21 protein-coding genes are annotated in these 19,685 nt (G+C 71.2%); 9 read left to right on the forward strand and 12 right to left on the reverse strand.

The genetic code is table 11. The annotated features are described in order from the left end of the window. Window positions 1-138: 138 nt before the first annotated feature. The 8 genes from hypE to AB0K60_RS08000 form a co-directional block, all read right to left on the reverse strand. Window positions 139-1,185: a hydrogenase expression/formation protein HypE gene (hypE, locus tag AB0K60_RS07965; RefSeq protein ID WP_364049848.1), complete on the reverse strand. Its 1,047-nt coding sequence runs from the start codon at window positions 1,183-1,185 to the stop codon at window positions 139-141. Next, on the reverse strand, window positions 1,182-1,376 hold the full coding sequence (locus AB0K60_RS07970) for a hypothetical protein (protein ID WP_364049849.1): 195 nt from the start codon (window positions 1,374-1,376) through the stop codon (window positions 1,182-1,184). The genes hypE and AB0K60_RS07970 overlap by 4 nt, the downstream gene beginning before the upstream one ends. Then, entirely contained in the window at window positions 1,373-2,449 is a 1,077-nt protein-coding gene (gene hypD / locus AB0K60_RS07975) for a hydrogenase formation protein HypD (protein ID WP_364049851.1), read from the reverse strand. Before hypD ends, AB0K60_RS07970 begins: the two co-directional genes overlap by 4 nt. Beyond that, on the reverse strand, window positions 2,433-2,675 hold the full coding sequence (locus tag AB0K60_RS07980) for a HypC/HybG/HupF family hydrogenase formation chaperone (RefSeq protein WP_364049853.1): 243 nt from the start codon (window positions 2,673-2,675) through the stop codon (window positions 2,433-2,435). The genes hypD and AB0K60_RS07980 overlap by 17 nt, the downstream gene beginning before the upstream one ends. A gap of 6 nt (window positions 2,676-2,681) precedes the next feature. Beyond that, window positions 2,682-3,077: a hypothetical protein gene (locus tag AB0K60_RS07985; protein WP_364049855.1), complete on the reverse strand. Its 396-nt coding sequence runs from the start codon at window positions 3,075-3,077 to the stop codon at window positions 2,682-2,684. Further along, the gene (locus AB0K60_RS07990; protein WP_364049857.1) at window positions 3,074-3,607 is read right to left on the reverse strand and encodes a CBS domain-containing protein; all 534 of its coding nucleotides are present in this window, start codon (window positions 3,605-3,607) and stop codon (window positions 3,074-3,076) included. The genes AB0K60_RS07985 and AB0K60_RS07990 overlap by 4 nt, the downstream gene beginning before the upstream one ends. 127 nt (window positions 3,608-3,734) lie before the next feature. Further along, entirely contained in the window at window positions 3,735-4,724 is a 990-nt protein-coding gene (cydB, locus tag AB0K60_RS07995; RefSeq protein ID WP_364049859.1) for a cytochrome d ubiquinol oxidase subunit II, read from the reverse strand. A 10-nt stretch (window positions 4,725-4,734) separates the two neighbouring features. Next, window positions 4,735-6,132 (reverse strand): cytochrome ubiquinol oxidase subunit I, encoded by a 1,398-nt coding sequence (locus AB0K60_RS08000; RefSeq protein ID WP_364049861.1) that lies wholly within the window; start codon window positions 6,130-6,132, stop codon window positions 4,735-4,737. Window positions 6,133-6,405: 273 nt separating this feature from the next. Here AB0K60_RS08000 and AB0K60_RS08005 point away from each other — a divergent pair, with 273 nt between their 5' ends. The 9 genes from AB0K60_RS08005 to AB0K60_RS08045 all read left to right on the forward strand — a co-directional run bounded on the left by AB0K60_RS08005 (window position 6,406) and on the right by AB0K60_RS08045 (window position 15,071). Continuing rightward, the gene (locus tag AB0K60_RS08005) at window positions 6,406-7,095 is read left to right on the forward strand and encodes a GntR family transcriptional regulator (RefSeq protein WP_364049863.1); all 690 of its coding nucleotides are present in this window, start codon (window positions 6,406-6,408) and stop codon (window positions 7,093-7,095) included. A 407-nt stretch (window positions 7,096-7,502) separates the two neighbouring features. After that, a complete protein-coding gene (locus tag AB0K60_RS08010; protein ID WP_364049865.1) occupies window positions 7,503-8,942 on the forward strand; it encodes an NCS2 family permease in 1,440 nt (479 codons plus the stop codon). A gap of 21 nt (window positions 8,943-8,963) precedes the next feature. Beyond that, window positions 8,964-10,448, forward strand: a complete 1,485-nt coding sequence (locus AB0K60_RS08015; RefSeq protein ID WP_364049867.1) for a toluene monooxygenase — start codon at window positions 8,964-8,966, stop codon at window positions 10,446-10,448. Then, on the forward strand, window positions 10,445-10,723 hold the full coding sequence (locus AB0K60_RS08020; protein WP_364049869.1) for a toluene-4-monooxygenase system B family protein: 279 nt from the start codon (window positions 10,445-10,447) through the stop codon (window positions 10,721-10,723). Before AB0K60_RS08015 ends, AB0K60_RS08020 begins: the two co-directional genes overlap by 4 nt. A 4-nt stretch (window positions 10,724-10,727) precedes the next feature. Further along, complete coding sequence (locus tag AB0K60_RS08025; RefSeq protein ID WP_364049871.1) at window positions 10,728-11,171, forward strand: Rieske 2Fe-2S domain-containing protein; 444 nt, start codon at window positions 10,728-10,730, stop codon at window positions 11,169-11,171. A gap of 8 nt (window positions 11,172-11,179) precedes the next feature. Then, the gene (locus AB0K60_RS08030) at window positions 11,180-11,515 is read left to right on the forward strand and encodes an MmoB/DmpM family protein (RefSeq protein ID WP_364049873.1); all 336 of its coding nucleotides are present in this window, start codon (window positions 11,180-11,182) and stop codon (window positions 11,513-11,515) included. Continuing rightward, window positions 11,512-12,504, forward strand: coding sequence for a toluene monooxygenase (locus AB0K60_RS08035; RefSeq protein WP_364049875.1), 993 nt, complete (start codon window positions 11,512-11,514; stop codon window positions 12,502-12,504). The genes AB0K60_RS08030 and AB0K60_RS08035 overlap by 4 nt, the downstream gene beginning before the upstream one ends. Further along, window positions 12,501-14,708, forward strand: coding sequence for a molybdopterin-dependent oxidoreductase (locus AB0K60_RS08040; protein WP_364049877.1), 2,208 nt, complete (start codon window positions 12,501-12,503; stop codon window positions 14,706-14,708). The genes AB0K60_RS08035 and AB0K60_RS08040 overlap by 4 nt, the downstream gene beginning before the upstream one ends. A 48-nt stretch (window positions 14,709-14,756) precedes the next feature. Continuing rightward, window positions 14,757-15,071, forward strand: coding sequence for an antibiotic biosynthesis monooxygenase family protein (locus AB0K60_RS08045; RefSeq protein ID WP_364049879.1), 315 nt, complete (start codon window positions 14,757-14,759; stop codon window positions 15,069-15,071). A gap of 96 nt (window positions 15,072-15,167) precedes the next feature. Here the strand turns inward: AB0K60_RS08045 and AB0K60_RS08050 are convergent, their stop codons facing one another. The 4 genes from AB0K60_RS08050 to AB0K60_RS08065 form a co-directional block, all read right to left on the reverse strand. Next, entirely contained in the window at window positions 15,168-15,605 is a 438-nt protein-coding gene (locus AB0K60_RS08050) for a hypothetical protein (protein ID WP_364049881.1), read from the reverse strand. Window positions 15,606-15,834: 229 nt separating this feature from the next. Next, entirely contained in the window at window positions 15,835-17,436 is a 1,602-nt protein-coding gene (locus tag AB0K60_RS08055) for an NADH-quinone oxidoreductase subunit C (RefSeq protein ID WP_364049883.1), read from the reverse strand. Next, on the reverse strand, window positions 17,433-18,950 hold the full coding sequence (locus AB0K60_RS08060) for a proton-conducting transporter membrane subunit (RefSeq protein ID WP_364049885.1): 1,518 nt from the start codon (window positions 18,948-18,950) through the stop codon (window positions 17,433-17,435). The genes AB0K60_RS08055 and AB0K60_RS08060 overlap by 4 nt, the downstream gene beginning before the upstream one ends. Then, window positions 18,950-19,648: a hypothetical protein gene (locus tag AB0K60_RS08065; protein WP_364049887.1), complete on the reverse strand. Its 699-nt coding sequence runs from the start codon at window positions 19,646-19,648 to the stop codon at window positions 18,950-18,952. Before AB0K60_RS08065 ends, AB0K60_RS08060 begins: the two co-directional genes overlap by 1 nt. Window positions 19,649-19,685 lie beyond the last annotated feature (37 nt).

The raw sequence follows: 19,685 nt of genomic DNA on the forward strand, positions 1-19,685 counted from the left end.
TGGGGACCAAACTCATCCGCAGTTGGGGCGCCCCACCGGCCGGAAACCGGCGACCGGCGCGACGGCCGCTCGCCGGAGCGGCGACGATGGGAGCGGTCTGGCTGCGGCGGCTCCTGTCCGCCTGACCGCCCGCCGTACTCAGCAGATGCGCGGGAGCTGCTCGCCGACGAGCATGTCGACCACGCGGGTCGCGCCCACCAGGGTCCGCATCGTGACGCGGCCGGGGTGATCGGCGACGACGCGGCCGATGACGCGGGCCTGGGCCCCTTCCGTGCAGGCGCGCATGGCGGCCAGGACGGCGTCCGCGTGGCCGGGGGCGACGAACGCGACGAGACAGCCCTCGTTGGCGACGTGCAGCGGGTCGAGGCCGAGGAGCTCGCAGGCGGCGGCGACCTGCGCGGGGACGGGGATCGACTGCTCGTCGAGTTCGACGCCGACCTTGGCGGTGGCGGCGAGCTCGTTGAGCGCCCCGGCGAGGCCGCCCCGGGTGGGGTCCCGCAGCGTGTGGACGGCGTCGCCGCCGGCGGTGATCATGGCGGTGACGAGGCGGTGCAGGGGGCGGGTGTCGGAGGCGATCTCGGTCTCGAAGCCGAGGCCCTCGCGGCAGCTCAGGATGGTGACCCCGTGCAGGCCGATGGGCCCGGAGACGATCACGACGTCGCCGGGGCGGCCGCCTTTCGCCTCGGGCCGGGCCCCGCGCATGCGCAGGCCGAAGCCGGTGGTGGTGATGTAGAGGCCGTCGGCGGCGCCCCGGTTGACGACCTTGGTGTCGCCGGTGACGATCGCGACGCCGCAGTCCGCGGCGGCGGTGGCGACCGAGTCGGTGACGGTCCGCAGCTCCTCGATCGGCAGGCCCTCCTCGACGATGTACGCCAGGCTGATCGCCATGGGCCGGGCGCCCATCATGGCCACGTCGTTGACGGTCCCGTGTACGGCCAGCGACCCGATGTCCCCGCCAGGGAAGAAACGCGGCGTGACGACGAAGGAGTCGGTGCTGACGACGAGCTCGGCCGAGCCGAACGGCAGGACCGCGGCGTCGTCGGCGGCGGAGGTCCCGAGCCGGGGGGCGAGGTCGGCGAGCAGCTCGGCCATGAGGCGGCCACCCGAGCCGTGGCCGAGCAGGACGCGCTCGGTCTCGGCGTGCGGGGCGGGGCAGGTGACGCTCGTCGGGTCCAGGGCGGTCATCGAGGGCTCCTCCAGTCGCGGGTCCAATCGCGGGTCGTGTCGCGGATCCGGCCGCGGGTCCAGTCGCGGGTCCAGTCGCAGGTCCAGTCGCAGGTCCAGTCGCGGATCCGGCCGCGGTTCCGGTCGCGGGTCGTGTCGCGGTCCGGCGCGCGGCCGGGAGACGAACGCGGCGGGTCGGCCGTGGGTCTCATCGGGTCCGCCCCGCATTGTGGAAGGCGGCACAGGTGCCCTCGGCGGACACCATGGGCGCGCCGAGCGGGTGGCGCGGCGTGCACAGCGTGCCGTACGCGGTGCAGTCGGTGGGCACCGCGGTGCCCCGCAGGATGCGCCCGGCGATGCACCGGGGATCCTCCCGCGCGGTCACGCCGCCGACGCCGAAGCGGGCGGTGGCGTCGAACCCGGCGAACTCCTCCGACAGTTCCAGGCCGCTCAGCGGGATCGTCCCGATCCCGCGCCAGACCCGGTCGCTGACCCGGAAGACGCGGCCCACGGCCTGCTGGGCGGGCAGGTTGCCGTCTCGGCGGACCGCGCGGGCGTACTGGTTCTCGACCTCGTATCGGCCCTCCTCAAGCTGGCGGACGGCCATCAGGATGCCTTCGAGCAGGTCGAGCGGCTCGAATCCGGTGACGACGATCGGCACGCGGAACTTGTCGGCCAGCGGCTCGTACTCCCGCCAGCCCATCACCGCGCACACGTGCCCGGCGGCGAGGAACGCGTCCACCCCCGCCGACTCCATGATCGCGGTCATCGCGGGGGGCACGAGCACGTGGCTGACGAGCATGCTGAAGTTGCCGAGGCCCTCGTCGGCGGCGCGCAGCACGGCCATGGCGTTGGCCGGCGCGGTCGTCTCGAAGCCGACGGCGAAGAACACCACCTGCCGGTCGGGGTTCGCCCGCGCGAGCGCCACCGCGTCCAGCGGCGAGTACACCACGCGCACGTCGGCGCCGCGCGCCTTCAGCGACAGCAGGTCATCGGACGTGCCCGGCACCCGCAGCATGTCCCCGTACGAGGTGAAGATCACCTCCGGGCGGGCGGCGATGGCGAGCGCCCGGTCGATCATCTCCAGGGGGGTCACGCACACCGGGCACCCCGGCCCGTGGATCATCCGGACCGGCAGCAGCTCGTCGATGCCCTGCCGCACGATCGTGTGCGTCTGCCCGCCGCACACCTCCATGATCGACCACGGCCGGGTGGCCGCCGCTTGGATCTCGGCGACGAGCCGCCGCGCGAGCACCGGGTCGCGGTACTCATCCAGATACTTCATCGAAGCCCCCGGGGATCGCCCGCAGCACCGCCAGGGTCCGCCGGGCCTCCTCCTCGTCCACCGTGGAGATCGCGAAGCCCACGTGCACGATCACGTAGTCGCCCGGCCGGGCCTCGGGCGTGTAGGCCAGGCACACCTGCCGCCGCAGCCCGTCGAAGTCGACGGTCCCCATCGGCACCGGCCCGTCCGCGATCTCCGCGATGCGGCCGGGTACGCCCAGGCACATCGGCGCTCACCCCGCCGCGGGTCTCGCGGCGGCGACGGCCGCCTCGCGTCGCGGGACGCGGGAGAGGAGTTCGGCGGCGAGGCTCACGGGAGTGGGCAGGGCGAAGCACTCGCCGCCGAAGACGTGGCCGAGCGCCATGCGGGCGGGCCGCCGTACGGCCGCCTCCCCGCCGGGCATCGGCGCGCGGGAGAACCGGCCGAGCCGCCGGTACCCGCGGTGGTCCGCAAGGAGCGGTTCCCCGCCCCAGAACGTGCCGTCGTCGCCGAGGCCGAGGCCGTCGTGGGCGACGCCGATGAACGGCCCGGTGAGCCCGTGCTCGGCGGCGACGGCGGCGACGTGCGCGTGGTGGTGCCGCACCGCGACGCGCCGCTCGGCGGGCCGGCGCGCGGCGGTCCCGGTCATTTGACCTCACCCGCCGGGGTCCCCTCGTCCTGCCGTACGTCGAGCACCTTCAGCAGGTCGGATTGGTGCACGGTGCCGACGATGCGCCCGTTGTCCGGGTTGATCACGGGAAGTTGCTTGATGCGGTGCTCGTGCATGAGCCGGGCGGCCTCGCGCACCGGGGTCTCCCGGGTGACCACGATCGCCGGGCTCGTCATGATCTCCCCGGCGGTGGCCCCGATCATCTTGCGCCGCTCCTCCTCGCGCCGGTCGCCGTCGGGCGCGACGCCGTCCTGCCGGACCCCGTCGATCTCCCGCAGCAGCAGGTCGTCCTCGGAGACCACGCCGAGCACCCGGCGTTCCCCGTCCACGACCGCGACGGCGCCGACCTTGAACCTGCGGAGCGCGGCCACGATGTCGGCGAAGGACGCGTCCGCCACGACGGCGATCGCGACGTGACCCATCACGTCCTTCACCTGCGCGGGCCCGTGTCCCGCCCGGAAACGTCCCAGGCCGGGCGTGGACCGGTGCGGGGACCCGTGGACTGACATGGCCGCTCTCCTTCCCAAACTCAGCATGGGCCGACGGCAGGTCTCGGATTCAGTGGCGTACGTCACTCGTCAGACCTGCCGAAGGTCCCACATTCCGCATATAGGGCGATAACCCCCAAAGCCGCGATCAGTGCGTGACCGGGACGTCCTGCCGGGTCAGCCGGCGGCGGAACACCCAGTACGTCCAGCCCTGGTAGGCCAGCACCACCGGCGTGAAGATCGCGGCGACCCAGGTCATCACGGTCAGCGTGTACGGCGTGGACGCCGCGTTGTCCACCGTGAGGCTGTTGGCCGGGTCGAGGGCGGGCATCACGTCCGGGAAGAGGCTGCCGAACAGGGTGAAGACGATCACCACGATGGCGGCCCCGTTGAGGGCGAACGCCCAGCCGTCCCGGCCGCGCAGAGCCGCGACCAGCGCCCCGGCGAGACCGGCGGCGGCGAGCGCCACGCCCGCCCAGGTGGCCGGGGCGCCGGTCATGAGCTGGGTGACGACGAGGAACGCCCCGCCGACCACCAGCACCGCCGGGCCGACCGCCCTGGTCACGCGCACGGCGCGTTCCCGCAGGTCACCGGTGGTCTTCAGCGCCAGGAACACCGCCCCGTGCAGGGTGAACAGCGCGAGCGTCACCACGCCGCCGAGCAGCGCGTACGGGTTGAGCAGGGTGAACAGCGTGCCGGTGTACTCGTGATCGGCGGCGAGCGGCACGCCGCGCAGGATGTTGGCGAACGCCACGCCCCACAGGAAGGCCGGCACCAGCGACCCCCAGAAGATCGCCTTGTCCCAGCGGGACGGGTCGTCGGTGCGGTTCCGGTACTCGAAGGCCACGCCCCGCACGATCAGCGCCAGCAGGATCAGGAACAGCGGCAGGTAGAAGCCGGAGAACAGGGTGGCGTACCACTCGGGGAAGGCGGCGAACGTCGCGCCGCCCGCCACCAGCAGCCACACCTCGTTGCCGTCCCAGACCGGCCCGATCGTGCCGAGCAGCGCGCGCCGGTCGGCCTCGTCGCGGCCGAGCACCGGGAACAGGACGCCGACGCCGAAGTCGAATCCCTCCAGCAGGAAGTATCCGGCCCACAGCACCGCGATCAGGATGAACCAAACAGTCGTGAGTTCCATCGTGGTCACCTCAGTAGGACAGAGCCGGGGCCGTGCCGGGCTCGGTGCCGGTCGCCGTTTCGCCGCCCTCGGTCTCGGGACCCTGGCGGATGGACTTCAGCAGCAGCCGGACCTCGACGATCGCGAGCGCGGCGTACACGAGCGTGAAGCCGATCAGGGTGATCGCCACCTCGGTGACGTCCACGCCCGGGGAGACCGCCGACGCGGTGCTCATCAGCCCGAAGACCGTCCAGGGCTGGCGGCCCATCTCGGTGAAGATCCACCCCATCGTGTTGGCGAGGAGCGGCAGCAGCACGCCCGCGATCGCGAGCCGGTAGAACCAGGGGCTGCCCGGCAGCCGGTTCTTGCGCGTGAACCACAGCGCGGCGAGCGCGAGCAGCCCGGAGATCGCGCCGAACCCGATCATCAACCGGAAGGTCCAGTACGACAGGCCGATCGACGGCCGGTAGTCGCCGGGGCCGTACACCTGCTCGTAGCGGGCCTGGATGTCGTTGATGCCCTCCACCTTGCCGTCGAAGGTGTTGGTGGCCAGGAAGCTCAGGCCGTACGGGATCTGCAGGTTGATGTGGTTGCGCCCGTTCTGCACGTCGCCGACGGCGAAGATGGAGAACCCGGCGGAGGTCTCGTCCTCCCACAGCGCCTCGGCGGCGGCCATCTTCATCGGCTGCTGCTCGGTCATGATCTGGCCCTGCCAGTGCCCGGAGAGCATCACGCCGACGGACGCGACGAGCGTGACGATCATCGCGAGCTTCGCGGAGGTGCGGAAGAGGTCCACCTCCCTGCGCCGCCACAGGAACCAGGCGCTCACCCCGATGATGAACGCCCCGGCGGTGATGAACGCGCCGAAGATGACGTGCGGGAACGTGACCAGGGCGGTCGAGTTGGTGAGCACCGCCCCGATGTCGGTCAGCTCCGCGCGGCCGGTGGCCTCGTTGATCCGGTAGCCGACCGGGTGCTGCATCCAGGAGTTCGCGGCGAGGATGAAGTACGCCGAGATGTTGGTGCCGATCGCCGCCAGCCAGATCGTGGCGAGGTGGACCTTCTTCGGGAGCTTGTCCCAGCCGAAGATCCACAGTCCGAGGAAGGTGGACTCCAGGAAGAAGGCGATGAGACCTTCCATGGCCAGCGGGGCGCCGAAGATGTCGCCGACGAAGCGGGAGTACTCACTCCAGTTCATGCCGAACTGGAACTCCTGCACGATGCCGGTGACGACGCCCATCGCGAAGTTGATGAGGAAGAGCTTGCCCCAGAACTTGGTGAGTCGTAGGTATTTGGGCTTACCCGTTCGATACCAGGCCGTCTGCAGCCCCGCGACGATGATCGACAGACCGATCGTCAGGGGGACGAAGAGGAAGTGGTAGACCGTTGTGATCCCGAACTGCCAGCGAGAGAGATCCAAGACGTCCATGCGCGTGCTCCGCCCCAACCATGAGTTCCAGTCGGAGTTTCGCGAAAAACCGCAGGTCAGGCGTAGAGCCGGCAGACCCGGCCTTTGAGGTCTTTGGTCCCTGCCTGACGGTTGCCTAACGGCCTCTTGACCTGGTATAGGGCGCGAACTCCGGCGTGATGGAGCGATCGCCGGTGGTATACGGCATTCCTTGTACGGGCCATCGCCCGCCCCGGCCCGAGCGCATCGACTAGACTTTGGGCGGCAGGTCACGACTGGTCCGAGGGGTACGAGTTGGCGCACGGGGCGGGGGTTCCACTGGGGCTCGCCCACCTGCCGCTGCGTGACCAGATCCGCAACAAGATCCGTGACCGCATCGTCCGGGGCGAGCTGCCGCCGGGCAGCAGGATGATCGAACGCGAGCTCGCCGCCTCGCTCGGGGTGTCCCGGGTGCCGGTGCGCGAGGCCCTGCGCATGCTGGAGTCCGAGGGCTTCGTCCAGGTGGTCCCCCGGCGCGGCGTCATCGTCAAGCAGCTGTCCCGCACGGACGTCCAGGAGCTGTTCGACGTGCGGGAGTCGCTTGAGGCGCTGACGGCCCGCCGCGCCGCCCAGCACGTCACCCCCGCCGACCTGCGGCGGATGAAACGGCACCTGGAGAAGGCGCGCCGCGCCGCGGACGCGGGCCGGTTCGACCAGTTCGGCGACGCCAACGTGGCCTTCCACGACGAGATCACGGCGGTCGCCCGCAACAGCCTGCTCGGCACGATCCTCGAACCGCTGCGCGGCCGGCTGGACTGGCTGTTCCGCCAGGTCGACGACCCGGACCGGCTGTGCGCCGAGCACGACCGGCTCTACGAGGCGATCGCCTCCGGCGACCCGGTGAAGGCGGGGACCGTCGCCGTCGAGCACGTCGCGAGCAGCCGGGCGACGGCGCTGCGCGTGCTGTTCGGCGAGGACCCCTCCGCCGCCGACTCCGCGCCCTGAGCCCGGATCCCTCACTCTCTTTTCGCACGGCCCGAAAAACGCCCGAAACGGCCCGGTAACCCGCGCCGTCCGCCGTCATCTGCCGGTTACGGACCGAGAGAACCGGCGCAACACACGCCGCCTAATCTCCGGAACTACCCCGAAATCTGGTATACCGTCTCCCAGAAATCATGGCGATGAGCTGGGAAGACACCCGAAAAGGCAAGGCTAGACAACACGAGAAGGCCGCTCCCCGTGGTGGCGAATGACCGGGGACGCGGCACGCGCGGCGAGGCGAGGGACGCCGGGCGAGGGAACCGGGCGACGACGCGGCCGCAGCGAGATCGCCCACCGGAAGGCGACGTGTCACGTCGCGACCTTCGACGAAATTCCACCGGCCCTTTCGAGTTCGTTCTCGAGGAGTAGCAATGAGTTCGCCACCCGAGAATCCCGCCACCTCGTCCCCCACCTCGTCCCCCACCGTCCCCGACGACGCCTCCGCGCTGTCCGGCCTGCTCGACGGCGTCGAGTCCGCCCCCAAACGGACCCCGCTCGGCCACTGGGTCGACCGGTACTTCCAGGTCACCGCGAAAGGGTCGAACTTCAGGACCGAGATCCTCGCCGGCGCCTCCACATACCTGGCGCTCTCCTACATCTTCGTGGTCAACCCGGCCGTCCTCGCCGAGGCCGGCATCAACACCAGCGTCTCCCTGTTCGCCACGATCGTCATCTCGGCGGTGGCGACGCTGGCGATGGGCCTGTGGGCGCGCCTGCCGTTCGTGGTGTCCACCGGCCTGGAGATGAACTCCTACGTCGCCTTCTTCGCCGTCGGCACGCTCGGCTTCGCCTGGCAGTCCGCGCTCGGCATGGTCTTCTGGTCGGGCGTGCTCATGGTCGTCGCGACGCTCACGAACCTGCGCGAACGCATCATCGACGGCATACCCGAGTCGCTGAAGGTCGGTCTTTCCTGCACCGTCGGCGTGTTCATCGTGCTCGTCGCCCTGGTCGTGAGCGGCATCGTCAGCTACGGCAAGGTGACCGTCTCCGGCATCGGCAGCTTCGTGTCGCCATCGGCCCTCGCCCTCTATGTGAGCCTGGCGTTCGCGCTCGCGCTCACCCGCCTCAAGGTGCCGGGCGCGCTGCTGCTCACCATCCTGCTGACCTCGGGCCTGTACCAGCTCTGCGCAGCGAACGGGTGGCTTGGCGTCACCCCCACGGAGGCCGCGGCGCCGAGCCTGTCGTCGGAGATGTTCCAGGGCGTCTTCGCGTTCGACCTGACGGTCCTGTTCGACCCGCGCGCGATCAGCGTCATCCTCGTGCTGTTCATCCTCGACTTCTACGGCAGCATCGCCAAGCTGATCGGCCTCACCCTCAACACCTCGGTCCTCGACAACGGCAAGCTGACCCGCCGCCGCCAGGCCCTGCTGGTGGACGGGACGGGCACCGCGGGCGCGGCCGGGCTCGGCACGACGAGCGTGGTGGCGTTCGTGGAAAGCGCCGTCGGCATCGGCATGGGCGCGCGCACCGGGCTCACCGCCGTGGTCGCGGGGCTGCTGATGGCCGTCACCTTCGTCGCGTTCCCGCTCGTCCAGTACGTCCCGGTGGCGGCGACCGCCGGCGTCCTGGCGTACGTGGGGGTGCGGCTGTGGCCGACGCGGGCGCAGTTCGCCGGCTTCACGCGGGCGGAGAGCGCGGCGGTCATCGCCATGGCGCTGATCACGGTGGCGACGTTCACGATCGACCGGGCGATGCTCGCCGGGTTCGCGATCATCGCCGTCGCCTCGTTCGTCCGGACCCGGCGCCTGAACTGGGTGCTGGTCGCCTCGGCGCTGCTGCTCGCCTTCAGCGTCGCCCTCCAGTTGATATGACCGTGAGAAAGGACATCGACCGTGGGTCTGCTCGAACGCCATGAATGGTACGACCTCGCGCGCGAGACCAACTGGACGCCCGTCTTCGTCACCGAGGACGACCTGTTTCCCCCGGAGATGAGCGGCGGCTTCGGGCTGCCGATGAAGGAGTGGGAGTCCTACGACGAGCCGTACAAGGTCTCCTACCGGGAGTACGTCGGCATCCAGCGGGAGAAGGACTCCGGGGCGTACTCGGTCAAGGCCGCCCTTCAGCGGTCGAAGTACTACGAGACCGCCGACCCGGCGTACCTGAGCCTGCTGAAGATGCACTACGGGATGATGGCCGTCAACGAGTATCAGACGGCGTTCGCCATGGCCCGCATGGCGCGCTTCGGGAAGGCCCCCGGGATGCGCAACATGGCGACGTTCGGCGTGCTCGACGAGTGCAGGCACGGCCAGATCCAGCTCAGCTTCCCGCACCAGCTCGTCTCGCTGGACCGGCAGTTCGACTGGACGCATCGCGCCCATCAGACGGACAACTGGTCCGTGGTCGCGGCCAACCACGCCAACGAGGACGTGATGCTCACCCGCGACGCCGTCACCACATCGATCATGCTGAACTTCGCATTCGAGACCGGGCTGACGAACGTGCAGATGATCGGCCTGTCGGCCGACGCGGCGAACATGGGCGACTACACCTTCTCCAACCTCATCACCAGCATCCAGTCGGACGAGTCCCGGCACGCCCAGATCGCCACGCCGCTGATCGAGATCCTGCTGCGCAACGGCCGCAAACAGGAGGTGCAGCAGATCGTCGACGTGGCCTTCTGGCGGGTGTGGCGGACGTTCGTGCTGCTGACGGGGGTGCCGATGGACTACTGGTTCCCGCTGGAGAAACGGGACCAGTCGTTCAAGGAGTACATGCACGAGTTCGTGAACGTGCAGTTCGCCGAGCAGCTTCAGGACGCCGGGCTCGACCTGCCGTGGTACTGGGACCACTTCCTCGGCGAGATCGAGACGGCCCACCACACCGCCCAGGCCGTGTTCTGGTCGTGGCGCGACAGCGTCTTCTGGAATCCGACGGGCGGGGTCGGCCCGGAGGAGCGCGCGTGGCTGGAGGAGAAGTATCCCGGGTGGAACGCCGCCTACGGGCCGTTCTGGGACATGGTGGCGGAGAACGTCGCCGGCGGGAACGAGCACCTGACGCAGGCGATCGGCATGCCGGCGCTGTGCACGACCTGCCAAACGGCGATCGCCGGTCCCGGCGCGCGGGTGCGGCAGATCGAGCGGGAGGGGCGCAGGCACAACTTCTGCTCGCCCGTGTGCGAATGGATCTTCGGCCTGGAACCGGCCCGGTACGCCGACTTCGACTCGATCGTCGACCGCCTCTACAACGGCGTCATCGACCCGCCGACGCCGGAGAACCTGCTGGCGTACATGGGGATCGGCGTCATCAGCGAGGGCGGCGGGGACGCGCACGACTACGCCTGGGCCCGGGAGCGTACGCGGGAAGGGGCACTCGGATGACGTCGCGTCTCGCGCTGCTGGGACGGTTCGAGGCCGACCTGTGCGTCCGGGTGGTCGACGTCGCCCCGGACTACACGATCGCGCAGGTGATCGAGGCCGCGGCCGAGCTGACCGTGGACCGGTACGTGCGGCGGCCGGAGCCGGGCATGACCCTGCGGCTGCGCCGTACCACTCCGGACGATTCGGCGCCGCCGCTGCCGCCGGATCTCACCGTCGCCGAAGCGGGGCTGCGGCACTTCGACTGCGTCGACGTGTACGCCACCCGCGAGGGGTGAGGAAATGACGAACACGGACATCGGCACGGACATCGGCACGGACATCGGTACGGGCATCGGTACGGGCATCGGTACGGGCATCGATACGGGCATCGGTACGGGCACCGATCTGAGCGGCTTCCACGACGTGTGCGACCTCGACGACCTGTGGGCCGGGGAGACCCGGCTCGTCGAGGTCGCCGGAACCCGGGTCCTTCTCGTCCACACCGAGGACGGCGTCGTCACCGCCGTCCAGGACAAGTGCCCGCACCAGAAGGTGTCGCTCGCCGACGCCGACCTGGCGGGCGAGAAACTCACCTGCCCCATGCACCTGTGGGAGATGAACGTCGTGACCGGCTGCGGCATCAACCCGTCGCACGCCGCCCTCGCCGTCTACCCGACGAAGGTGATCGACGGGCGGATCCTCGTGTCCGTCGACGGGATCGTCCCGGTCTCGTCGAGATCTTAGGAGCACTCGTGCCTTCACCGACCAACCCGGCACGGCGGCGCACCGCCGGGCCCCTGCTGCGCAGCGGGGACACCACCGACGCCGTGATCGAGGCCCTCCGCGAGGACAACCCCGGCAGCGAACTGCTCATCCAGGATCACGGCGGCTACCTCCGCATCGAGGGCGAGGACGGGCTGCTGCTGCGGCGCGAGACGGCCGAGCGCGCCCTCGGCCGGCCCTTCCGCATGCAGGAGATCGAGCTCCTCATGGCCGGATACTCCGGCATGATCGCGCTCACCGAGGAGAGCGCCCGCTGGTACTTCAAGAAAGACGCGCGTACGCCCGACGGGGGTGAGACCCGATGACGACGGACGCCGCTTCCCTCAAGCCGCTGAGGACGTGGAGCCACCTGGCGAAGAACCGGCGCCGACCGACCGAGTACGAGGTCGTGTCGACCGACCTGCTGTGGACCCGCCGGAACCCCGCGGCCCCCTTCACGATGAGCCCCTCCATCCCGGTCTCCCAGTGGTTCATCCGCAACCGTGAGCAGACCGGGCTCACGCACCCCGACTGGAACGCCTTCCGCGACCCCGACCAGCTCATCTACCGGACGTACACCACGATCCAGGACGGCCAGGAGTCGTACGTGGACGGCCTGCTGGACGAGCACTCCCGCAACGACCACGACTTCGGGCTGCCCGCCGAATGGGTGGCACAGCTCGCCGCCCGCCACACGCCGGGCCGCTACCTGATCCACGCGTTGCAGATGTCGTCCAACTACCTGGTGGCGCTCGCCCCGAGCAGCACCGTCGCCAACTGCCTGATGTTCCAGGCGGGCGACCAGCTGCGCTGGGTGTCGCGCATCGCCTACCGCACCGCCGAACTGCGCAAAACCCATCCGGACGCCGGGTTCGGCGCAACCGAGCGGCGGCACTGGGAGTCCTCCCCGCACTGGCGGGGATTCGTGGAGCTCGTCGAGCGGATGCTGGTGACGTGGGATTTCAGCGAGCAGTTCGTCGTGCTCAACGTCTTCGCCAAACCGGCCACCGACGCCATGCTGCGCCAGTTCGGCGACGTCGGCCGCGGGCACGGCGACACGCTCACCGGCCTGCTCGCCGACGCCCAGGGCATCGACGGCGAGCGGTCCAAGCGGTGGACCCGCGCCCTGATCCGGTTCCTCGTCGACGGCGAGCCGTCCAACCTCGACACGCTGCGGGGGTGGGCGGAGAAGTGGGTGCCGCTCGGCGACCAGGCCATCGACATGTTCTTCGACGGGCTGCCCGGCGCGGACGGCCACGCCGAGGCCGCCAAGGAGGAGACGCGGCTGTTCCGGCAAGGACTCGGCCTGCAATGACCGCGCCCGTCAACCCCGCGTCCGTCAACCCCGCGTCCGTCAACCCCGTGGACGCCGCCGCGCCGCCGGTGGAGGTACGGTCCACGTGCAGGATGTGCCACGGCGGCTGCGGCACCATCGCCACCGTGCGCGATGGCGTCGTGGAGAAGGTCGTCGGCGACCCGGACCATCCGGTCAACCGGGGCAAGCTCTGCGTCAAGGCGGGCAAGGCGTCCGTTGAGCAGATCTACGGGCCGGAACGCGTCGAACACCCCATGATCCGCGCCGGAGCCAAGGGTGAAGGCCGGTGGCGGCGAGTCTCCTGGGCCGAGGCGATCGCGTTCATCGCGGCTCAGCTGCGGCGGCTGCGCGACGAGCACGGCGCGGAGTCGATCGTGTTCGCGCGGGGCGTGTCGATGAACAACAACCAGATCGTCACCCGTTTCGCGAACGCGTTCGGCACGCCGAACATCGCCTCCATCAACTACTACTGCTACGGCCCGCGCGTCGCCGCCTGCTCGCTCACCTCCAGCGGCGTCCACAGCGGCCGCATCTGGGACACCGTCGCGATCGCCGACTTCTTCGGCAGGCCCGGGTGCGTCGTCGAATGGGGCTCGCAGAAGCGGATCAGCAACGACCACGGCTCGATCGGCCACACGCCGATGACCGACGCGCTGCGGGACGACCCGTTCAACATCATCGTCGACCCGCGCAAGCCGTCCGCGTCCGGCGACGGCGACATCTGGCTGCCGCTGCGGCCGGGCACGGACGCCGCGATGGCGCTCGGCTGGATGAACGTCATCATCTCCGAGGAGCTGTACGACCGGGACTTCGTCGAGAACTGGTGCCACGGCTTCGACCGGCTCGCCGAACGGGCCGCCTGGTACACGCCCGAACGCGTCGCCGAGATCACCTGGTGCGATCCCGCGGCGATCAGGGCGGCGGCCCGCGTATACGCGCAGGTCAAGCCCGCCGCGATCGCCTGGGGGACGGGGGCCGACCACATCGGCCGCAACGCCGTCCAGTCGAACCGCGCCATCCATTCGCTCATGGGCCTGACCGGGAACCTCGACGTGCCCGGCGGCAACGTGTACTGGCCGCAGCCGCGGCTGGCCGACACCGAACGCTGGGATCTGCTCCCGGCGGAGCAGGCCGCCAAGCGGCTGGGGGCGGACCGGTTCAAGGCGCTCACCCAACGGCCGACCGTGTACGCCCACCCCCCGTCGGTGTTCCGGGCCATCCTGACCGGCGAGCCGTACCCGGTGAAGGGCATGCTCGTGCTCGGCAACAACCCCGCCGTCTGCTACCCGGACACCGCGTCGGTGACGGCCGCGCTCCGGAAACTGGATCTCCTCGTCGTGAGCGAGATCTTCATGACGCCCACGGCGGAACTCGCCGACGTCGTCCTGCCCGCGGCGAGCAACCTGGAGCGGGACGACCCGCGCCTGTACATGCACATCAAGGCGCCGGACGGCACGCTCATCGACACCGCGACGCGGACCGCCGTCCGGATCGGCGAACGGCGCTCCGACTGGGAGTTCTTGATCGACCTCGCGCACGAGCTGGGCATGGCGGAGCATTTCCCCTCGCTGACCGCGTTCGCCGACGAGGCGCTCGCGCCCACCGGCATGACCTGGGAGGAGTTGAAGGCGCGGGACGACCTCGTCGTCGAGCCGCTGCGCTACCGCAAGTACGAGCAGGACGGCTTCGGCACGCCCACCGGCAAGTTCGAATTGTGGTCGACCACGCTCGAACGCTGGGGGTACGACCCGCTGCCGAGCCACGTCGAGCCGGCGCGGAGCCCGGTGTCGACGCCGGACCTGCACGCGGACTACCCGCTGATCCTCAGCACGGGCGTCCGGCAGCCCATGTACTGGAACTCCAACGGGCATCCGCTGCCCACGCTGCGCAGGCTGCAACGCGAACCCGTCCTGGAGATCCACGAGGACACGGCCGCGCGGTACGGGCTGGTGCACAAAGGGCGGGCGTGGGTGGAGACCCCGGCCGGACGGCTGCGGATGCGGGTGCGCTGCACCACGACGACGCACCCGCAGGTGGTCTCGATCCCGCACGGCTGGTGGCGGCCCGAAGCCCCCGGCCCCGATCACGACATTTTCCACGTGTGCGCGAACGTGCTGATCGACGACGATCTCGACCAGTGCGATCCCATTCTCGGCTCCAGTCCGCTGAAGGCGCTGCTGTGCCGCGTGCTGCCCGCCGACTGATCGCGCACGACCCGATTCCCCTGACCCGACGCGCCATCGGAGCGACAGATGATCCTGGAGATCGCCCGCATCACCCTCAAACCCGGCCGGGACGAGGAGTTTCTCAAGCTCGCCGCCGACCAGGGCCGCACGATCTTCGAGGAGGCGGGGGGCTGCGCCGGCATGCAGCTACGCAAGTCCGTCGAGTCGGCGGACCAGTACATCATGCTGGTCCGCTGGCGCACCCTCGACGACCACCTGGTCCGTTTCCGCGCATCGGAGGGCTTGCGGCGCTGGCGTGAGCTGACCGCGGACCTGTACGCCGCGCCCGTGCGGATAGAAAACTTCACCCCGGCGTTCGACGGGTTCGGCGTGGAGCTCTGAGTCCGCCGGGCGCGGGCGTACCACGCTCACAGGTCGTTGCCCGCGTACGACAGGGTGAAGCTGGACCTTGTATACGGCGTATACGGCGCGGTTCGGTCAGGTCGCCGGGAGGCCGGTGGCGAGCAGCACGACGCCGACCGAGCCCACGAGGGAGGCGACGGCCATGCTGCGCGCGAAGCCGGGGCGGCCGGCGGTGGTGCCCCAGCCGTGCAGGGCGGCGGCGATCATCACCAGGACGAAGAGCGCGAGCTTGGCGGCGAGCAGGCGGCCGTAGCCGGGCTCGGCGAGCGAGGCGAGGGTGACGCCCTTGTGCCAGGCGATGGCGACGCCGGTGGCGATCTGCACGGGCAGGAAGAACGCGGCGGTGAACACGCCGAAGCGCTTTCCCACCGCCTTCATCAGCGCGGCCCTGGGGTCGGTGTCCAGCAGTCGCCGGGCCAGCGGCATCAGCACCAGCGACACGGTGAGCTGTCCGCCGACCCACAGGGCCGCCGAGACGACGTGCAGGAACCGGACGACCGCCCACCAGGTCACGGCCGCGCTCCACGGGCAGGCGATTGCGCGGCGAAGACCATCAGGAGATCACCCCTTCGGCAGGCGACGGAGCCGGTTCCCGCACGTCCCTCGCCGCTAGGCACCGTAACGGGCGGGGACGCCGGGTCGGCGGTGCGAAGGTCATCAATCAATGGGACTATAGTCCCATAGTGGGATAAAGGCCTATAAATCACGCTTCCAGCTCCCGAGACCGACCCGCCGTACGGACTCACAGGTCGTTGCCGGCGTAGGAGAGGTTGAAGCTCTTGTTGACCAGGGGGAAGTCCGGGACGATCGCCCCGGCCAGGGCCACCGGCAACGCGGGCCAGTTGAAGAACGACGGATCGACGACCTTGACCCGCGACAGCGTGCCGTCGGCGGCGAGCTCCGCGCGGTGGGCGATCGTCCCCCGCCAGCCCTCGACGAGCCCGACGCCCGACCGGGGAGCGCCGTCCGCGTCCCGCGCCCCCGCGGTCAGGGGCCTGGTGACCGGCCCCGGCCGCCACGACCCGGCGGCGAGCTCGTCCACCAGCGCGACGATCAGACGCACGGAGGCGGCGAACTCCCCGGCGCGCACCTGGAACCGGCCCAGCACATCCCCGCCCTCGGCGGTGACCGGCGTGAACCCCCGCAGGTTGACGAAGGGGTGGTCGGCCCGCGCGTCGGCGGCGAGGCCGCTCGCCCGCGCCACGTACCCCAGCGCGCCCAGGTCCCGGGCGGCCTCGGGGCTCAGGATCGCGGTGCCGGTGAAGCGGTCGGCGACGACGGTGTGCCCGAGCGCCAGCTCGGCGATCTCGGCGACGTCGGCGGCGATCTCCTCCAGTGCCCGCCGGTCGGGCAGGTCGCGCAGCTCGGACCCGCCCGGCACGACCCCGCCGCGCAGCAGCCGGTGCCCGGCCACCTCGGCGTTGATCCGCATGAGCCGCTCCCGCACCCGCCCGGCGTGCGCGTGCAGGATGCCGTGCGCGACATCGTTGCACAGCGCCCCGAGGTCGGTGACGTGGTTGTAAAGCCGCTCCAGCTCCAGCAGCACGGCCCGCTCGCGCAGCGCCCGCTCCGGCACCTCGCAGCCGAGGGCCTCCTCGACGGCCTGGCAGTACGCGATCGCGTGCCCGACCGTGGTGTCGCCGCTGATCCGCTCGGCGAGCGCCAGCCCCTCCGGCACGGTGCGGCCGCCGAACAGCCGCTCGATGCCCTTGTGCACGAACCACAGCCGCGCCTTCAGCTTCAGGATGGTCTCCCCGACCACGGAGAAGCGGAAGTGCCCCGGCTCGATCAGCCCGGCGTGCACCGGCCCGACCGGGATCTCGTAGACGCCCGGCCCCTCCACGGTGACGAACGGGAACGGCCCCTCCGGGTCGCCGAACTCCGGCGGCGGCCCCGCGTCGGCGCGCATGGGGTACCAGCCGCGCGGCCAGTGGTGGTGGCGCACGAGCCGCCGGGGCAGCGGGTGATTCTCGGGGACGATACCGTACAGGTCACGCATCTCGCGCTCGAAACGCCCGGCCGGGAACGACAGCGCCGCCAGGCTGGGGAGCGCCGGTTCGTTCGGGTCGAGTCGCACGTGCAGCTCGGTGCGCCGGTCCGGCCCGCCCGCCGTGAACAGGTACACCACGCGCATCGCGCCGGGGTCCTCGTGGGCGGCGACCAGCGCCAGCCGGTGTCCCGACTCCAGCAGCGCGCCCACCTCCCCGGCGAGCGCGCCGGGCGAGACGTCCCGCACCTGCCGTACGGGGCGGTCGGGGCGGGCCGAGGCGGGCGCGGGGCCGCCGCCGACCTCGGGGCGATCGGCGCCCACGGAATCGCCCGCAGGGGTGTGGTACGTCGTCATCGCACGGCTCCCGTCAGCTCGGCGGCGGTCTCCAGCAGCGTCACCAGCGGCCCGGCCGCGACGCCGATGGCCGCGCAGGCGGCCAGCCCGACCACGATCGGCGCGGCCGCGGTGACCGGGAACCGCACGGCCGCCGCAGCGCGGTCCCCGCCGCCGCCGGAACCGCCACCCGTGTCGGCGGCGGGCGGCCCGAGCAGCATCCCCCGGGCCCGGCCGAGCACCGCGGCCACGATCACCAGCATGAGCACGAGCGCCGCCGCCACCGCCCAGCCGAGCCCGGCGTCGAACCCGGCCCGGACGATCCCGACCTCGCTGGCGAACAGGCTGAACGGCGGCATCCCGAGCAGCGCGAGCAGCCCGAGCGCGAACGCCCCGGCCACCAGCGGCGCGCGGCGTGCCAGCCCGCGCACGGCCGCGATCCGGCTGCTTCCCACGCCCTGCTGGATGTAGCCGGAGGAGAGGAACAAGGCCGACTTGCCGAGGCCGTGCCCGAGCACGTGCAGCAGGACGGCGGCCATCGCGAGCCGGGTGCCGATCGCCGCGCCGAGCGCGACCAGCCCCATGTGCTCGATGCTGGAGTAGGCGAGCAACCGCTTGTAGTCCCGCTGGGCCAGCAGCAGCGCCGCCGACACCGCGAGCGAGGCGAGCGCGACCACGACCAGCAGCGTCCGGGTGAAGCCCACGCCGAGCGCCACGTCCGCGATCACCTTGACGCGCAGGATGGCGTAGAACGCCACCGACAGCAGCACCCCCGACATGAGCGCCGACACCGGCGCGGGCGCCTGGCTGTGCGCGTCTGGCAGCCAGGCGTGCATCGGCGCGAGCCCCGCCTTGGTGCCGAAGCCGAGCACGAGCAGCGCGACCGCGATCCGCATCACGCCCGGATCCAGCTCGGCGGCGTGCGCGGACAGGATCGCCCAGTCCAGCGCCCCCGCCTCGGGCACGCGCGCGTGCAGCGCCGCGTAGTGCGCGAGCACCAGCCCGAGCAGCGCGAGCGCGATCCCCACCGAGCAGATCACCACGTACTTCCAGGCGGCCTCGGTCGCCTTGCGCGTACGGCGATGCCCCACGAGGAACGCGGTCAGGATCGTCGTGGCCTCCACCGCCACCCACAGCACGCCGAGGTTCGCCGCGAGCACCGCCAGCGCCATCGCGGCCACGAACCCCTGGGTGAACACCCCGTACCTGCGGGTGGCCCGCGGGCCGGTGTGCCGCGCCGCCAGCTCGGCGGCGAGGTACGACGGGCTGGCGAGCATCGCCGCCAGCGCCACCGCCCCGATCACGATGAGCATGAACGCGCTCAGCGCGTCCGCCCGCAGCAGCCCGCCGAGCGCCGTCAGCGCCCGCCCCTCGCGGGTGGTCGTCACGGCGAGCGCGACCGCGGCCGCGAGCAGCCCGGCCGCCGCGACCGCCCCCAGCCAGGCGATCACCCGCCGCCATCCGAACACGGCGTACCCGACCGCCGCGACCGCCGGCAGCCCCACGGGCGCCAGCACCAGCATCTGGTGGTCCATCAGTCGTGCAGCTCCCGCAACTCGTCGAGGTCGGTTCCGCCGAAGGCGACGCGCATGCGCGTGGCGAGCACCCGCAGCACCAGCACGGCGAGCAGGACGTCGAGCGACACGCCCAGCTCGACCACGAGCGGCACCCCGTTCGTGGTGAGGAACGCCGTCGCCGTGATCGCGTTGTCGATCAGCAGGAAGCCGACCACCTGCGACAGCGCCCGCCGCCGCGTCACCAGCACGAAGAAGCCGGCCAGCAGCACGGTCAGCGCCACCGGCACGGCCTGCGCGGCGGGCGAGGGCGCGAGCCGGATCAGCGGCTGCGACACCGCGTAGGCGATCAGCGCGAAAACGGCCGCCGCCACCAGCGAGGTCGCCACGTTCACCACGGGCCGCGTCTCCCGCGCCTCCCCGCCGCCGGGCACGCCCCACGCGTCGGGCTCGGACCCGTTCTTCCCGGGCAGCGCCCGCAGGATCAGGTACGGCAGCAGCCCCGCCCGCAGCCCGGCCAGGGCCACGCCGACGACGATCAGCTCGGTGGAGCCCTGCCGTACCCCGAGCACGACGACGATGGCGGTGAGCGCCAGCCCCTGCGCCGCGAACAGCCGCACGATCGCGGTCAGGTCGCGCCGCCACAACACCAGCACCCCGGCGAGCAGGAACGCCCCGCAGGCCAGGTCGAGAAACTGCACATAGGTCGGTTCGCTCATGCCGGCCTCACGCTCGGCTTGCAAACGATCATGAAAG

The sequence above is a fragment of the Thermopolyspora sp. NPDC052614 genome, assembly GCF_040678635.1.
Classification (GTDB): Bacteria; Actinomycetota; Actinomycetes; order Streptosporangiales; family Streptosporangiaceae; genus Thermopolyspora.

Bases quoted from the DNA above. Each gene is read 5' to 3' on its own strand.
- hypE (WP_364049848.1), bottom strand. From the start codon at position 1,185: ATGACCGCCCTGGACCCGACGAGCGTCACCTGCCCCGCCCCGCACGCC.
- AB0K60_RS07970 (WP_364049849.1), bottom strand. From the start codon at position 1,376: ATGAGACCCACGGCCGACCCGCCGCGTTCGTCTCCCGGCCGCGCGCCG.
- hypD (WP_364049851.1), bottom strand. From the start codon at position 2,449: ATGAAGTATCTGGATGAGTACCGCGACCCGGTGCTCGCGCGGCGGCTC.
- AB0K60_RS07980 (WP_364049853.1), bottom strand. From the start codon at position 2,675: ATGTGCCTGGGCGTACCCGGCCGCATCGCGGAGATCGCGGACGGGCCG.
- AB0K60_RS07985 (WP_364049855.1), bottom strand. From the start codon at position 3,077: ATGACCGGGACCGCCGCGCGCCGGCCCGCCGAGCGGCGCGTCGCGGTG.
- AB0K60_RS07990 (WP_364049857.1), bottom strand. From the start codon at position 3,607: ATGTCAGTCCACGGGTCCCCGCACCGGTCCACGCCCGGCCTGGGACGT.
- cydB (WP_364049859.1), bottom strand. From the start codon at position 4,724: ATGGAACTCACGACTGTTTGGTTCATCCTGATCGCGGTGCTGTGGGCC.
- AB0K60_RS08000 (WP_364049861.1), bottom strand. From the start codon at position 6,132: ATGGACGTCTTGGATCTCTCTCGCTGGCAGTTCGGGATCACAACGGTC.
- AB0K60_RS08010 (WP_364049865.1), top strand. From the start codon at position 7,503: ATGAGTTCGCCACCCGAGAATCCCGCCACCTCGTCCCCCACCTCGTCC.
- AB0K60_RS08020 (WP_364049869.1), top strand. From the start codon at position 10,445: ATGACGTCGCGTCTCGCGCTGCTGGGACGGTTCGAGGCCGACCTGTGC.
- AB0K60_RS08025 (WP_364049871.1), top strand. From the start codon at position 10,728: ATGACGAACACGGACATCGGCACGGACATCGGCACGGACATCGGTACG.
- AB0K60_RS08035 (WP_364049875.1), top strand. From the start codon at position 11,512: ATGACGACGGACGCCGCTTCCCTCAAGCCGCTGAGGACGTGGAGCCAC.
- AB0K60_RS08040 (WP_364049877.1), top strand. From the start codon at position 12,501: ATGACCGCGCCCGTCAACCCCGCGTCCGTCAACCCCGCGTCCGTCAAC.
- AB0K60_RS08045 (WP_364049879.1), top strand. From the start codon at position 14,757: ATGATCCTGGAGATCGCCCGCATCACCCTCAAACCCGGCCGGGACGAG.
- AB0K60_RS08055 (WP_364049883.1), bottom strand. From the start codon at position 17,436: ATGACGACGTACCACACCCCTGCGGGCGATTCCGTGGGCGCCGATCGC.
- AB0K60_RS08060 (WP_364049885.1), bottom strand. From the start codon at position 18,950: ATGGACCACCAGATGCTGGTGCTGGCGCCCGTGGGGCTGCCGGCGGTC.
- AB0K60_RS08065 (WP_364049887.1), bottom strand. From the start codon at position 19,648: ATGAGCGAACCGACCTATGTGCAGTTTCTCGACCTGGCCTGCGGGGCG.